Raw genomic sequence first — 15,676 nt, forward strand, 5'->3', positions numbered from 1 at the left:
AGAACCGACGGAAACGACAAACCGGTGGGGTGAAACTCCATACTGCCTAAGCAGGGCTACGCGATCAATCTCTGTGAGGCACGATTAAGGCTACGCGATCAACTTGACATGAGGCACTACGGTTTCCTCAGCGTGAAGGATGCTCACCTTGGAGGTTCCACCCTAACGACGTGAGTGTCGCTACGTCATGCTTGCTGAGCCGTGCTGTGCGTAAGTTCTCGATGAGATCTGGCCGGCGTTGACTGGTACGTTCCAGTTGCCAGTCACGGCGGGCGCGAGCCACTTTGCCGTGGTCTCCCGAAAGCAGAACCGCAGGAGCTTCGCGGCCTTCCCATACGGCCGGTTTGGTGTAGACGGGATATTCAAGTAACGCATCGCCAGCGACTGAATGGCTTTCCTCCACGAGCGATTCCGGATTCCCCACCATGCCTGGGACCAAACGAACCACGGCTTCGATCACGGCCATCGTCGCCACTTCCCCGCCGTTGAGGACATAATCGCCGAGCGAGAACGGAACCACACGGAAACGCTCACGGGCCCATTCGATGACGCGCTCATCGATACCTTCGTAACGTCCGCACGCAAACACAATATGCTTCTCTTCGGCCCACTCATGAGCAACCGGCTGCCTGAATACAGTGCCCGCGGGCGAAGGCACCAACAGCAACGGCGCGCAGGTAGCGTCGGGTTCAGCGCCTGCTTCAACCTGGCTGAGGGCCGTGTCCTGTTCATGCACCGCATCGCTGTCTCTTAGTACTTCGCTGAGCGCTTCACCCCACGGCTCAGGTTTCATGACCATGCCCGCGCCCCCACCGTAGGGAGTATCGTCAACTGTCCTGTGGCGATCGTAAGTGTAGGTCCGCAAATCGTGGACGTGAACGTCGATCAGGCCGCGTTGTTTGGCTTTACCGATCAGGGAGATGTCAAGGGCATCAAAGAACTCGGGGAAAATCGTGATGATGTCGATGCGCATGAAAGCCTACGTCCTGTACGAATACGTCCTATTTGTTTGATGATCGCCGATGCCTCGGCGGCTTACTCGCGGTCCAAGTCGAGAAGCCCTGGCGGTGGTGTCGCGGTGACCACTCCGGCATCAAGGTCGATTTCGGGGACGATCTCCTCAACTAGCGGCAACAGCGTTTCGGAGCCATCGCTCAATTCAACCTCGAGAAGGTCCTGGGCGGGACCGGTATGGAGAGCCGAAACCTTGCCGATCACCTCACCGTCTACGTGAACTTCGAGCCCGAGAAGATCGTGTTCGAACCACGCATCATCTGTGGATTCTTCGGCCTCAACATAGAGCATGGTTCCGCGCAGCTCTTCAGCCCGGTTACGGTCGTTGACTTCATCAAAGCCGAGCAGAAGAATGTGCTTATTCCACCGCGCCGATTTCACGGTGAGCGGGCCGCGCGATGCGGGTTCGGTCAGCAAACGTGTTCCGCGCGCAAAACGCGTTTCCGGATCATCCGTTAGAACCTGAACCGTGACTTCGCCTCGGATCCCGTGGGGTTTACCGATGCGGGCTACTTTAACATCCATGTGAGGCCTCTCTAGGTGGAGAGAAGATTTTGAAGAGTTGAACAACGATTGAGGTTGACGCCCCGATATGCGAAAGCGACCCTAGCCTGCTTGGGGTTGGCTAGGGCCGCTTTCACAACGATGTGAGAGACGCCGATCTAACTGGGTTAGCGCTGACGGTCGGTGTCCACGACGTCCACACGGACGTCATCGCCACCAGGCAGAGCACCGATAACGGCACGCAACGCTTTAGCGGTGCGGCCTTGCCGGCCGATCACACGGCCGAGGTCCTCCGGGTTGACACGAACCTGCAACACGTCATGCCGGCGTCCGTTACGACGGCGAACATCAACATCGTCCGGGTTATCTACAATCCCGGAAACCAGATGATCCAGTGCGTCTTCAAGCATCAGGCTGGGCCTCAGGCTTCTTCAGTCTCTGCTGGCTCAGCAGCTTCCTCAGCGGCGCCTTCCGCTGGAGCTTCTTCTGCGTCAGCCTTCGACTTCTTAGGGGTGGTTGCCTCTGGCAGGATCACCGAACCCTTGTCTGGTGCAACGAACTCAGGCTTAGGCTCTGGGAGCTTAACCGAGCCTTCCTGACCCTCGATACCCTTGAACTTCTGCCAGTCACCGGTCAGCTTGAGGATCGAGAGAACACGATCCGAAGGCTGAGCGCCAACACCGAGCCAGTACTGTGCACGCTCGGACTCGACCTTGATGGTCGATGGGTTGGTCATCGGGTTGTAGGTACCGATTTCCTCGATCGGACGGCCATCGCGCTTAGCGCGGCCATCGATGACGACAATACGGTAGTGAGGCTGGCGGATTTTACCCATCCGCTTCAGGCGAATCTTAACGGCCACGTTAGTGGTCACTCCTGTTTCTGTTGAACGGGACGAATCCGCCGAGCTCTGGGGTAAAGCAGCAGTAAACGTCCCAAATGTCCGACGAACGCAGAGAGAGGGGGCCACGCACGCCGAGTACCCGGTCTATTATGCCATGCGTTGGCCTCCAACGCACACCCTGTGCGCGTGTGCCGCCGCACACTCTGACGCCGCCGTTTGACGCTCAAGCACGGATCTATCCGCCGTGCATTCGCTTTTCGGCTACTTACATTTCTCGATTGCCGACTGGCTCTTCGCTTTACGGCTCACTTGCTTTTCGCTTTGCGACTCTTAGGCCACAAAGAGACGGACAGCAGTACGAGTGCCGCACCCACGAGGGCTGTGACTCCACCGATGATCGCAAGGGTTGACAGCGACTGGTACGGAACCGACGGAAAGCTCACGACTTCGATCCCCCTCAGAACCATCAGCCCGCCCGCTACCAAGACCACGACCCCAAGGACCAGCCATACGATGTGGCCGATGCGTCGAGGCTGAGTTTTGAGCTGGGTCTCGGTTGCGACCGGGGTCGTTCCCGCTGGGGTCGGCTCGGGCAGACCGGAACGAGACGTTGCCCGGCGAGGCTCCTCCGCCGCGGCTGATGTCTCAGTTGCAGCCGGAGAGTCAGTTGTAGCCGGGGACTCAGTTGTGGCCGGGGACTCCAAGATAGCGTTGAAGTCCTGTTCAGTTTCCTCCGGTTCGGAGTCCTTGACGTCCGATCCGGCCAACTGTGATTCGAAACCGCCCAGCGACTCGTCCTTGGACTCATCCTTAGAATCAGCCAACTCTGGCTGGGTTGGATCAGGCTCTGTTGCCTCAGCGTCCGTTACTTCAGGCTCCGTTAGTTCATGTTCCGTGGCGCGAGCCTCGCTTGGTTCAGGTTCCACAAGTTCAGAGTCCGCTAGTTCAGGCTCCGCCGGTTCAGACCCATCCAGTTCATACCCCGCTAGTTCAAGCTGAGCAGGGTCTTCGTCCGGCTGATCGGACTCACGCTGTTCAGTCGCCTCGATCTCTCCGGCGGCCGTCTCCTCTGTGACTGCCTCTTCAGTGGCTGTCTCTTCAGCATCAGGCTCTGTTTCAACCGCGTCGTCCTCGGCAACGTGCGCCCAGGTAGATTCCGCATCTCGGCCGGAAACAGTTGCTCCCGCTGGTGAACCAACACTGCGTACAGAACCGCCATCCGGTGAGCCGCCGTCGAACAGCTCAACCCAATCCGGGTCTTCCCCTAATGCTTCAAGCATCGCGCGTGTCGCAGAGTACGCACCGTCTTCAACGGCGTGCTCGTCTTCCTCGCCAGGCATGAGCCCGTCTTCCAGAGGTGCCAACGCGCCACCTTCAGGGTCCACACCACGAACGGGCGCCTCGTTGATCGCGGTCACCAACGCATCGACACGCTTTGGCGGAAGCATCGATGCCAACGCCTTAATGTCGTCTTCGCTCAGCGGCGCAAAATCTTCCTCGAGCCTCAACAAGAGCGAAGCCGCCTCAGAGCCTGCCGGGCGATACATTTCTGGCAATACGATCGGGCGGCAACGAGCCCCCGCATACGTATTGATCAGCGGAGTGTTCCGGGCGGCACGGCGACGACGTGTCACGGGTTCGTTGCCTTCATCAGACGGGCCCCACAGCACGACATCAACGCGGCCAGCGTATTCCCTGATAGAGGAGGAAAGCTTGGAGGCCCCCGGCATGATCAACATCGTAGGGTCGGAAGGCGCGGAATCCAACGCGACAACCGTGCGTTCCCCTTCCGACATCCAACCTGAAACGTCACTTCGGTCGAGTGCTTCTTCGACTGCATCCGGGCTGACGGTATCCACCAACAGAATCGAGGTGATCCGCTCTTCAAGCACGCCTGCGATCTGGCGGTCGCTGAACTCTTTCGGAGACGCCAAAACAGCGAAATCCCCCGATGCGGGGTCACCGTTGACGATAACGGCGCCGGTGCTCTCGTGAAGCTTCGCAGCGAACTCTTCGCCTCCAAGGCTGGGCTCAATAGCTCCGTCAGCTTGGGCGGTCAACACCCGTGTTTCGCGCATCGGCAAAACCAGTTCAACAGCCAAGCCGCGGCGTGTTGGGCGGCCAGGACCCATGAGGCCAATAATCTTGCGTTGCGTCAAGATCTGCGTGAGACCGTCAACGCGTTCTTGCTGGCCCACCGGGTCAGTCACCGGCCACGCAACAGTCACACGCCATACAGTCTGGCGCTCCGACTCCAAAGATGTGTTCGAGGCGATCACTGCTGATGATCCTTCCTTAGAGTTCCATCCTGCCCTTGATTACCCTGCGAGCCCCGTTGAGCCCTTTGTCTCTTAACTTTGATGCCAGACACGGCCGCAATCAAGCCTGCCACGGCATCCAGACCCAAAACGAAAGCAACAATGAAATTGGCTGCGCCAATTGAAAAAGGCCTCAGCACCAAACAGGCCACAGCCAGCACGACCCACAGGATCGAGAGCATGATGGCGGCAACCGGGTAGCGGCTGCGCCACGTCCCTGCACCGGGTGCCGTAACCGGCCGGTTGCGCCCCGTTGTGGCAACACTTGCGCGCGCCTGGCTGAGCGCTTCCCTGCTTGCGCGTTCGTGCTCGCTTTCATCTAGCGCCTCAACAACGCGCACACCGTCCACCTGAGTGAGTCCCAGAGCAATCGAAGCCCACTTAGGATCCTGTCCCAATAAAGTCAAGGCTTCTTCGAGCGGTTCACGCACCACGGTCGCTGCGCGCGCACTCGGCGTATCGATCGAAGCAGCAGCGAGTTCAGCCACTTCAGCCAGGTACTGAGCGGCTTGCGTCTGCGCTTGCTCACTCACCACACCGACAGACCCGAAGCGGTCTTTCACTCCGGCGTTGGAGCCGCTGTCCCATGCCAGATCTGGGGCCGACCCGGCGCGCGAATCAGCGCTCCACATCCGTAGAGAAACCACGATGCCCGTTTCAGCTCCGGGCTCCGTTGCCTCACCCAGGCCTGCGTCAGTGGCTGGTTCAGTTACAGAACGGGCACCGGCAGGATAAGCCGAAAGCAACATCATTGCGCGAGAGCCCGCCAACAGGCTACGAGACTGCACGGAGGGAGCATCAAGCAATACGGCATCTTCAACCCAACGAGTACCTGCCCCGCCGTTCTCTGGTGTGTCCACACCGGTCAACACGGCAGGCCCTAATAAAGACACGCCATACTGTGCAACACCCGCCGCCTGGTGTGCGGAACAATTTGCGGAACCGTCAGCAGAATCCGAGAAGTGACGCTCACTCATCGCTTCACCGCAAGAACTTTTCAAAGCCCTTAGGAAGCTGCAAATCCTCAGGCTTGAGATCCTGTTTCTTAGCGAAGGACGAGCCCGCCTGCTTATGGCCTTGAACCTTCTCGCCCCGAGCCGCCGCTGCAGCGCGTGCCGGGTTGCCGTACTTCTTACCGCGCTTCTTATTCGCCCCGCCCTTACGGCGAGCAGCACGACCACCCGGAATACCAGGCATCGCACCCTGAGCGGCCATACGTTTCATCATCTTCTGAGCCTGGGTGAAACGCTCAAGCAACTGGTTCACCTCAGACACCGAAACACCCGAACCACGAGCGATACGGGCACGGCGCGAACCGTTGATGATCTTAGGGGCGGCGCGCTCATGCGGAGTCATTGAACGCACAATCGCCTCAACACGGTCCGCCTGCGAATCATCAAACTGCTCAAGCTGACGCTTGTCGATACCCATGTTCGGCATCAATGCAAGCATCTTCTTCATGGAGCCCATCTTCTTGATCTGCTGCATCTGAGCCAAGAAGTCATCAAGGGTGAAGTCCTCCTGATCGGCGAACTTCTTAGCCATGCGCTCGGCCTCAGCCTTGTCCCACGTGCGCTCAGCCTGCTCGATCAGGGTCATGACATCGCCCATATCCAGGATGCGCGAAGCCATACGGTCAGGGTGGAAAACCTCAAAATCGCCGACGTTCTCGCCCGTGGAGGCGAACATGATCGGTTTACCCGTCACCGAAGCGACAGACAACGCGGCGCCACCACGCGCGTCACCATCAAGCTTCGACAAGACAACACCCGTGAAATCAACGCCCTCGTTGAACGCCTGTGCCGTGGCGACCGCGTCCTGACCGATCATCGCGTCGATCACGAACAAGACCTCATTCGGGGAGATCGCGTCACGAATGTTGCGAGCCTGTTGCATCAACTCGGCGTCAACACCAAGACGACCAGCGGTGTCAACAATCACCACATCGTGCTGCTTCTGGCGAGCCTCAGAAACACCGTTACGCGCAACCACAACCGGGTCACCCGTAACTTCCTCGAACTCAGACTGCACACCAGGATGAGGCGCATAGACAGGGACACCTGCACGCTGCCCAACAACCTGCAACTGAGTCACAGCGTTCGGGCGCTGCAGGTCAGCGGCAACCAGCAAAGGAGTGTGCCCCTCAGAAGAGAGCCACTTAGCCAACTTACCGGCCAACGTCGTCTTACCGGCACCCTGCAGACCAGCCAGCATGATGATGGTCGGGCCAGACTTCGCGAACTCAAGGCGGCGAGTCTGGCCACCCAAAACCTCAACGAGCTGCTCGTTGACGATCTTCACAACCTGCTGGGCAGGGTTCAGCGCTTCAGAGACCTCCGCCGAAAGAGCGCGCTCCTTGACGTTGGCCGCGAACTCGCGGGCAACAGAAACAGCAACGTCCGCATCCAGCAGCGCACGCCGGATCTCACGGACGGTACCGTCAACATCGGCTTCCGAAAGACGGCCCTTGCCGCGCAGATTCCGGAACGTCGAGGTGAGGCGCTCTGTTAAAGAATTGAACACGTTGTCCTGCTCACTTATCTGATTGAACTGATGTAGGTGAGGGCCTACATGTTTACGTATCGACGAATCATTTTAGCCCGTCCGCTACATTGCTTCCTGCTGGTGTAACGGACCGCGCACTCGAATCAGTCGAGAATAGCGTCCACGAACGCTTCCGGTTCGAAAGGAGCCAAATCATCTGGGCCTTCGCCTAAGCCGACCAACTTCACTGGAACGCCCAGCTGGCGTTGGATCGCAACCACGATGCCGCCCTTGGCCGTACCGTCAAGCTTGGTCAAAACGATGCCGGTGACATCCACGACTTCAGAGAACACCTTGGCCTGGCTCAAACCGTTCTGCCCCGTCGTTGCATCCAGAACCAACAGAACCTCGCGCACCTCGGCCCGTTTGTTGATCACGCGTTTGATCTTGCCGAGCTCATCCATGAGGTTGGAGCGGTTCTGTAGGCGCCCCGCGGTATCCACCAAGACCGTATCGACCTCAGCCTCAATACCTTTATCGACCGCATCGAAAGCAACCGATGCCGGATCAGCGCCTTCCCTATCCGAACGCACCGTAGGCACACCTACGCGCGAGCCCCAGGTCTGCAACTGATCAGCTGCAGCGGCACGGAACGTATCCGCAGCACCTAAGAGAACATCCTTATCTTCGGCGACCAATACGCGGGCGATCTTACCGATCGTGGTGGTCTTGCCAACACCGTTGACACCAACAACCAGGATGACGGACGGTTTGCCGTCCTTCCGCTCGGTATCCAGCGCGCGGTCCAGGCTCGGATCAACAACCTTGAGCAACTCTTCATGCAAGATCTCACGCACCCGCTCCGGGGTCCGGGATCCCTCGATCTTGACGCGTTCACGCAGATTAGAGATCAACTCGTCGGTGGCCTCAGTACCGAGGTCAGCGGCGAGCAACGTCATCTCAACTTCGTCCCACACGTCCTCATCGATCTTGTCGGAGGACAACAGAGCCAAAAGGCCCTTGCCGAAAACGTTGTTCGAACGGACCAGACGGGCACGCAAGCGCGCCAGACGGCCCTGCGCAGGAGCCGGAGTGTCGAAAGCCGGTGCGGCAGTTGCTTCACCAGTGCCAGCCTCATCGACCGCTACCCCACCAGCTGGCGCGCCGTTGGCAGGTGGTGAATGAGCTCTCGGTTCATCCACATCAGCTGAGCCCGCTGGCCCTGTTCTCGGGGCATGCGCGGTGGTCTGCGAGGTTCGAGGTGCATGAGGCACCCGCGGCCGGCGCGCACGCACGACCGCAACAATCACGATCGCTGCGATGAGCACCACGGCGGCGAGGCCAATGAGGATCCACATAGTCTGTTCGTTCACATCATTAGCTTCTCACAGACCGCGAGCGCTACAGTCCAAGCTAGAACGAATTCAGCGCCTTTGTGACCTCTTCAACCCACATCCTCGCCGCCTCAGGGCCAGGGTGAATACCATCGGAGGCGATATCGCTTGCATTGACCGCAACCTGATCCCAGTGAGCCACACGAACCCTATCTGGGTTCTCTTGAGCGAACGCAGCGATGTTCTTACGCGCATCCGGAATCCATTCGCGGTCCCCATACGGCATCACGAGCACGAACTTGGTGCCCGGCCCGGCATCTGCCAGAAGTGAGCCGAGCTGTTCCTTGGTGAAGGTCGCGTTGGTTCCCAAACCTAGAACGACATATTCACGCAACTTCCCGCGTGCTTTGAGCTGTTTGACCACATCCGGGGCATCCCAAATCTGCATACCCACACTCGCCTGCACCGGAGAGGCCGGATAAACCTGCCGAATCGCCGGCACCGAGGCTACCGTGACTGAATCGCCAATGAACGTGATGTTCTTCGACGGGATCGTTGGAGTGGTCTTATCCGAGCCCTTCCCTGACTTATCTTTTGCCTTGTCTTTAGATTTCTCCGGCTTAGGTTTCTTGTCTTTAGCTCCCTCATCCTGGGAGCCCTTACCCTCAGCAGGCTTGTCCTTACTCGAGCTATCCTTGCCCGGTTTAGCCTCAGTTTCTTCGCCGTCTCCGGCCGCCTCGTCAAGACCCGAGCCGTCACCGTCCATATCAATAGCTTGCGCCTGCGCTGCCAAAGCCTCCAGACGCTCTTGCTGTTGGGTCTTAGCTGGCGCCGTCCCCACCGCAATCAAAGCAAGTGCTACCACGATGGTAACGGCCGCGCTCCACAGCATTGCCGCCCTATCGGAAAGACGCGCCCAGATCTCGGCCGCATAAACGCGGTAGCCCTTCGTCAGGATCGGTTGCTCAACCCAACGGAAAGATGCCGCCGAAAGCGCAAACGTCACAACAACAACCAACGATGCGCGTGCCAGCAGAAGCTCAAGCTCAACCTCACCGCCGTTGGGGTCAGGCATCCACGCGGCAGCCAACACCACCATCGGCCAATGCCACAAATACATCGCATACGAGCGTTCAGCGACCCACCGCAGCCCGGCCGCGAGCAACCCGCGCGGTTGCCAGTGAGCCTGCCGGCCCGTCGTCGCCATGAGCACTGCGGCGGCCGCGGCAACAGAGAACACGAACATGCCGCCCAGCTGGGTGATCGCGGTCTGCTCCTTCAAAACCACAACGCCAACAGCTAGGACAGCCCACGCCACAACGGTCACAAGCGCACGCACCCCAGAGCCTAAGTCCAACTCCCGCGGCATGCAGGCAACCGCAGCACCCAAAAGCAAACCGAAGCAGTGCGTCAACGTGTTCAGGTACGCCTGATCAAAGTCACGAGTCAACGAATACGTGACAGCCATCGAAATGCCAGAAAGCACCGCGACGATCAACGCAACCGTACCTACCGTGCGATGAAGCGAAGACATCTTTTTCGAGGAAGAATGCACGCCCACATACGACAAGCCGATGATGATGATCGGCCAGAACAGATAGAACTGCTCCTCAATCGCCAGCGACCACATGTGGTTCAGAAGATGCGCCTGGTCCTGATCGAAATACGAGACTCCGGCAGCCAGCTGAACCCAGTTCGCCGTTGCCGTGAGCGCACCAGCAGCCTGTCTGCCCAAGTGAACCCGCACATCGGGGTTTGCCAGCAACGTTAACGGCAGGATCACGATCAGCATCAGGATCGCAGCAGGCACCAAGCGCCGCAAACGACCCAAATAGAACTTCCCGAAAAACGCCTTCAGCCGGGCCCTCTTAGTGCCCGACTCCACATAGAGGTGCGCGGTGCGGCGCAACAAGCTTGAGGTAATCAGATACCCCGATAGAACGAAGAAGAGATCCACGCCCAGATAGCCGGCCGGAACCGCATCAGGTGCCACGTGATAACCGATAACCAGGAGCACAGCGAGCGCGCGCATCGCATCGAGCACAAAGTTGCGCTGTCGGCCGCTGGACGTTCGGCCTGGGGCCCCGAAACCTGGGGATGGTGTGCGGGGTGCAACGCGGCTGACCTGGCTCACCTCATTTACCTCTTTCTTCGCTTAACACAAGCGAATCCACGATACAAACGAAATCTAGGTGGAATGTCCAAAATTCGGGACTGATACCGCATTGATACGCAACTCTCAGCTAATTGTTATGTTTCTCTTGGCTTAGTCATGATCTACGATCAGATGCATCATGCCTCACCCTGTTTCCTCATCGCATTCGGCGCGTCCGACCCCGGTTCCTCGTGAGATTAAAGTCCTCATCGCTGGGGCTTTGCTGATCGCTATTGGCTTTGGGTTGATCGCCCCGATTCTGCCGCAGTACGCCTCAAGTTTTGGGGTGAGCCACATGATGGCGGCGGCGATCGTTTCGGTGTTTGCTTTCACACGTTTGGGGTTTGCGCCTTTTGCCGGCGGGGTCTCTGAAAAGTTGGGAGAGCCGGGGGCGTATGTGCTCGGGGTGTTCATCGTTGCGATCTCAACGATTGCGTGTGGAATGGCCCCGAATTATTGGGTTCTGATTCTTGTTAGAGGCCTCGGTGGTATCGGCTCTGTCACGTTTACGGTTGCGGCTTCGAGTTTCATTGCCCGGACCTCTCCGGCGGATATCCGTGGCCGGGTCGCAAGCCTGTATGGTGGGGCGTTTTTGATCGGTAACGTGGCGGGCCCATTGGTGGGTGGCTTGTTGGCTCCGTTGGGCTACCGTGTTCCGTTCTTCATCTACGGTGGCTCGTTGATTGCGGCTTCACTGGTTGTGTTTTATTTCCTGGTGAGTTCTCGCGGGCGTCGCGGCCAGCCGAGGGCTCGCCATCATCTGCCGCCGTATAGCCTCGCTGATGCTTTAGCTAACCCGAAGTATCGTGCCGCGCTGGTCTCTAATTTCGGTAACGGGTGGTGCTCTTTTGGTGTGCGGGTAGCTATTGTGCCTCTGTTCGCGGCTCAAGCGTTGGGTCTTGGGGCGTTGTCTGTGGGTCTTGTTATGACCGGCTTCGCGGCCGGTAACGCTACAGCGTTGACGTTCAGCGGCCGCTGGTCTGACAGGGTCGGGCGGCGGCGCCCCATCATGATCGGGTTGAGCCTGGCTGGACTGTGCACGGCGGCTACTGGCTTGTCCCCCAACGTCGCGGTGCTCGTGACTTTGTCAGCGTTGGCGGGTTTCGGGACTGGTATGTTCAACCCGGCCCAGCAGGCAAGCATCGCCGATATCGTGGGGCCGAAGCATCATGCGGGACGCGTGATGTCTATATTCCAGATGGCGGCTGATCTTCCGGCTGTGATGGCGCCGTTGATCGCTGGTTGGATCGCAGACCAGTTCGGGTTCAGTTGGGCTTTCGTGCTCTCAGGTCTGCTCATGGGTGCCGGTGTGATCGCGTGGGCTTTGGTCTCGCCTCGGCAGAACATCGAACACACCGAAGTGAGCCCGAGCAAACCCCGCTAGGCGGGTTCGTGATCCCCGGTCTTTGTGTCTTGCGCGATGCGCTGGGACACAACGTGGCTCACGCCGTCGCCTCTCATCGAGACCCCGTAGAGGGCATCGGCGATGTCCATCGTGTGTTTCTGGTGAGTGATGATGATCAGCTGGGAGGCCTGTTGTAGGTCTTTGAAGACCTCGAGCAGGCGCAGCAGGTTCCGCTCATCGAGGGCGGCTTCGACCTCGTCCATGACATAGAACGGCGAGGGCCGTGCTTTGAAGATAGCGATCAGCATCGCGAGTGCCGTGAGTGAACGCTCCCCACCCGAGAGCAGCGACAACCGTTTGACTTTCTTACCGGCGGGGCGCGCCTCAACCTCGATGCCGGTGCTCAGCATGTCGCTCGGGTCCGTGAGTGTCAGCTTGCCTTCACCCCCCGGGAACAGCCGACTGAAGATTGCTGTGAACTCTCTCGCTGTGTCAGCGAACGCGTCAGCGAACACCGTCTTGACGTGTTGGTCTACTTCTTCGATGAGATTCAGAAGCTCAGCGCGGGTGTTGGTGAGGTCTTGGACCTGACCAACCAGATAGGAATGCCGTTCTTCAAGGGCCGCGAACTCTTCCAACGCCAACGGGTTGACTTTGCCTAAGGCCTGAAGGTCGCGTTCGGCCTGCTTGAGACGTTTGAGCTGAGTTTCGCGGTCAAACGGCTCGCCGTCAACCGGGTTACCGTCTTGATCGACCTCTTGACGCAATTCCGCCCAGGGATCGGTGGCGTCGGTGAAATCGGATGGCACCGGAAGATGCGGCCCGAAGTGTTCAACCAGGTGGTCCGGGGTCATCGAAACCTCAGACAACGCCTTCTCTTCGAGTGCTTCGAAGCGGGCCTGCCGCTCTGCCTGATCTATCTCTGTCTTGTGCGCCTCGTCCCGCAGCTCAGAGAGGCGGGCTTGCGCCTTCGCTAGAGCTGCGCGCGCGGTCTCGAGTTGAGCGTTGCAGCGCCGCACCGCTTCCTCGGACTCTTCGACACGCACGTGAGCCGCCTCAACCGAACGAGCCAGGAGCCGTTGCGCCGTGCGAACACGCTCGGCGACTGTCTCCGCCTTCTTCGCTTGTGCGGCACGCCGCGCTGCACGACGCTGTGCCTCCTCACGTGCGGCACGTTCAGCACGGGCCGCGCGACGCTGAGAATGCGCCCGGTCTCGAAGCTTACGGGCCTGTTCTTGGGCCTCCCGCAAAGCCAACCGCGCCTGAATCTCAGCTTCACGAGCCTGCGATGCAGCCTGAGCTAGACGGTCACGCTCAGCCGTCGAGGGTTCAGCTTCTTCCGGAACATCCTGGGCCACAGCCAAACGCTCATTGAGCTCTTCAAGCCCCACACGCGCCTTCTCAACAGCGGCATCAGCTGCGACATACGCGTCCGCATGCCGCTGAACATCCGCATCGGCTTGAGCCGCAAGCGAAGACAGCCGCTCAACACGCGACGCGGCGTTCCGGGAAGCATCACTGGCCTGCCGCGCCGCGTCCTCGGCTGCTTTCAGCTCTGCTTGCGCGTTGTTCACGGAGGGTTGCGCGCGCTCAACCTCCGCCTCAGCCGCCTCACACGCCGCAACGGCTTCCGTGAGCTCTTCCCGAGCTGTCTCCAGCGAACGCACCCGCGCCAAAGCTCCCGCGCCATCGCCAGCACCGATCACCACGCCAGCACGCGTCCACCGATGCCCTTCAACAGTGACCGCCGTGCACCCGGACTCAGCCACCACAGCGCGGGCTTCAGCATCCGAATCCAGCAACGCAGTCCTACCCAGCAAAGCCTCAACAAGCTGCTCATCCCCTGGCTTAGGGCTCACCACATCGGCGACACTACGCGCACCGGAAGGCAACACATCACCACGATGCTGCCCCACGGTATGTAGCAACGTCACCGACCCCTCGGCACCGGCAGCCGCGGCTTCCGCCACCTGCTCGAGTGTCACCTGCGCTGCAGCGACCCAGCCGTCCTCAGCACCACACAAAGCCGCTTTGACGGCGGCCTCAAAGCCCGGTTCGACTGTCAAGCGGTCACTCAACACATCCAAGAGGGCATTCTCGTGCCCCTCAAGCAACGTGCCCGCCCCAGCATCCGGCTGGGTAGTCTCAGCCAAAACAGCTACCCGCGCTTCAAGCCCCGCCCGGCGTTGACGCGCCGTGTTCAACGCATCACGCGCCGACTGCAACGCAGCTTTCGCCTCATCCAGCGCTCCTTGCGATTCAGGCACACGCGCCAAAGGCGCCACCGTGGCCTCCCGCGCTTCATCAGCTTCCGCCTGCGCCTCATCCATATGGCTCTTAGCTTCGGCACTTCGAGCGCGTGCCGCATCGCGAGCCTCAACGGTACGCTCGCGTTCACCTACCGCAGATTCAAGCCTCTGCCGGGCAGTGCCTACTTGCCCAGCAAGCCGCGCCAAACCCTCACGGCGATCCGCAACTGCCCGCAATAGAGCAGTCAACCGCTCATCTTCTGCACGCTGCTTCGACTCAGCCTCAGCGCGCTCACCACCGGCGGCCTCAAGGGCATCTTGGGCCTTCTCAACAGCCTCGTCCGCTTCATCAGCCTCGGCGTCGCTCGCCTCAGCGCGGCGCTCCAAAACATCCGGATCTTCACCTACCGACGAACGCTCAAGCGGCTGCCCCAAAAGCCGCTGCCGCTCCTCCGCGACCCGCAGCAAACCCGTGTAGCGCTCGCTCAACTGAGACAACTCGTACCACGTCTCACGTGCCGAAGCCGCAGCCGGGGATGCCTTCGCAGCCTCAACTTCAGCCGCGGAAACCGTGCGAGTTGCAGCATCCACAGCGTCACTGGCCTGCCTCTGAGCTTCTTCCAGATCTACCCTCTTCACGGAAGCTGACTCGGCTTCATCCAGCAGCTGCACCACATCGTGGGCCAGCAGGCGCGACTTAGCATCACGTAGCCGCGCCTGAACACCACGAGCACGCCGCGCCGTATCCGCCTGCCTGCCCAGCGGCTTCAACTGCCGCCCGATCTCCTTGACAAGATCATCTAATCGGCTCAGATTCGCCTGAGTTGAATCCAGCTTGCGCAGCGTTTTTTCTTTGCGACGCCGATGCTTCAGAATCCCCGCGGCTTCCTCGATGAAACCGCGGCGCTCCTCAGCGCTAGCCTGCAGGATCTTATCGAGCTGACCCTGCCCCACGATCACGTGCATCTCACGACCCAAACCGGAATCGGAGAGCAACTCCTGAATATCGAGCAAACGCACCGGGGAACCGTTGATCGCATACTCGGAACCACCTGAACGGAACAAGGTTCTAGAGATCGTGACTTCCGTGTATTCGATCGGTAACGCGCCATCCGAGTTATCGATCGTCAACGTCACGTGTGCCCGGCCCAACGCTTGGCGGGAACTCGTGCCGGCGAAGATCACGTCATCCATGCTCCCGCCACGCAACGTCTTAGCACCCTGCTCACCCATGACCCACGCGAGCGCATCGACAACATTCGACTTACCTGACCCGTTGGGGCCCACCACGGCCGTGATGCCGGGTTCGAAGTCGAAGCTGGTCGCGGAAGCAAATGACTTAAATCCGCGAACCGTCAGGCATTTCAAATACATGGTGATTTCTATTATGTAACGCACACGCTAAGAAACCGGGGATTTTCCCCTTTCC

11 protein-coding genes are annotated in these 15,676 nt (G+C 59.6%); 1 reads left to right on the plus strand and 10 read right to left on the minus strand.

Going from position 1 to position 15,676, the window contains the following annotated elements; all coding sequences use genetic code 11:
- Positions 1–127 precede the first annotated feature (127 nt).
- The 9 genes from trmD to MHJ63_RS06080 all read right to left on the minus strand — a co-directional run bounded on the left by trmD (position 128) and on the right by MHJ63_RS06080 (position 10,632).
- Positions 128–973 carry a tRNA (guanosine(37)-N1)-methyltransferase TrmD gene (trmD, locus tag MHJ63_RS06040; protein ID WP_070490349.1) on the minus strand — a complete coding sequence of 282 codons (846 nt, stop codon included), beginning with the start codon at positions 971–973 and terminating at the stop codon, positions 128–130.
- 62 nt (positions 974–1,035) lie between these two features.
- Complete coding sequence (gene rimM, locus MHJ63_RS06045; protein ID WP_070490351.1) at positions 1,036–1,539, minus strand: ribosome maturation factor RimM; 504 nt, start codon at positions 1,537–1,539, stop codon at positions 1,036–1,038.
- A gap of 146 nt (positions 1,540–1,685) precedes the next feature.
- Positions 1,686–1,928, minus strand: a complete 243-nt coding sequence (locus MHJ63_RS06050; protein ID WP_035757153.1) for an RNA-binding protein — start codon at positions 1,926–1,928, stop codon at positions 1,686–1,688.
- 11 nt (positions 1,929–1,939) lie between these two features.
- Positions 1,940–2,380: a 30S ribosomal protein S16 gene (rpsP, locus tag MHJ63_RS06055; RefSeq protein WP_035757211.1), complete on the minus strand. Its 441-nt coding sequence runs from the start codon at positions 2,378–2,380 to the stop codon at positions 1,940–1,942.
- A 287-nt stretch (positions 2,381–2,667) separates the two neighbouring features.
- On the minus strand, positions 2,668–4,641 hold the full coding sequence (locus MHJ63_RS06060) for a prolipoprotein diacylglyceryl transferase (RefSeq protein WP_239446494.1): 1,974 nt from the start codon (positions 4,639–4,641) through the stop codon (positions 2,668–2,670).
- Positions 4,638–5,657, minus strand: a complete 1,020-nt coding sequence (locus MHJ63_RS06065) for a hypothetical protein (RefSeq protein WP_239446495.1) — start codon at positions 5,655–5,657, stop codon at positions 4,638–4,640. Before MHJ63_RS06065 ends, MHJ63_RS06060 begins: the two co-directional genes overlap by 4 nt.
- A 4-nt stretch (positions 5,658–5,661) precedes the next feature.
- On the minus strand, positions 5,662–7,203 hold the full coding sequence (gene ffh / locus MHJ63_RS06070) for a signal recognition particle protein (protein ID WP_035757162.1): 1,542 nt from the start codon (positions 7,201–7,203) through the stop codon (positions 5,662–5,664).
- A 125-nt stretch (positions 7,204–7,328) separates the two neighbouring features.
- Entirely contained in the window at positions 7,329–8,537 is a 1,209-nt protein-coding gene (gene ftsY, locus MHJ63_RS06075) for a signal recognition particle-docking protein FtsY (protein ID WP_239446496.1), read from the minus strand.
- Positions 8,538–8,577: 40 nt separating this feature from the next.
- Complete coding sequence (locus MHJ63_RS06080; protein WP_239446497.1) at positions 8,578–10,632, minus strand: acyltransferase family protein; 2,055 nt, start codon at positions 10,630–10,632, stop codon at positions 8,578–8,580.
- 160 nt (positions 10,633–10,792) lie between these two features.
- On the opposite strand from MHJ63_RS06080, the gene MHJ63_RS06085 reads away from it, so the two are divergent.
- Positions 10,793–12,037 (plus strand): MFS transporter, encoded by a 1,245-nt coding sequence (locus tag MHJ63_RS06085; RefSeq protein WP_239446498.1) that lies wholly within the window; start codon positions 10,793–10,795, stop codon positions 12,035–12,037.
- Here the strand turns inward: MHJ63_RS06085 and smc are convergent.
- Positions 12,034–15,621 (minus strand): chromosome segregation protein SMC, encoded by a 3,588-nt coding sequence (smc, locus tag MHJ63_RS06090; RefSeq protein WP_239446499.1) that lies wholly within the window; start codon positions 15,619–15,621, stop codon positions 12,034–12,036. The two genes, MHJ63_RS06085 and smc, sit on opposite strands and share 4 nt — an antisense overlap.
- Between the last annotated feature and the right edge of the window lie 55 nt (positions 15,622–15,676).

Origin of the sequence: Pseudoglutamicibacter albus (assembly GCF_022346425.1) — a bacterium.
Taxonomy (GTDB): Bacteria; Actinomycetota; Actinomycetes; order Actinomycetales; family Micrococcaceae; genus Pseudoglutamicibacter; species Pseudoglutamicibacter albus.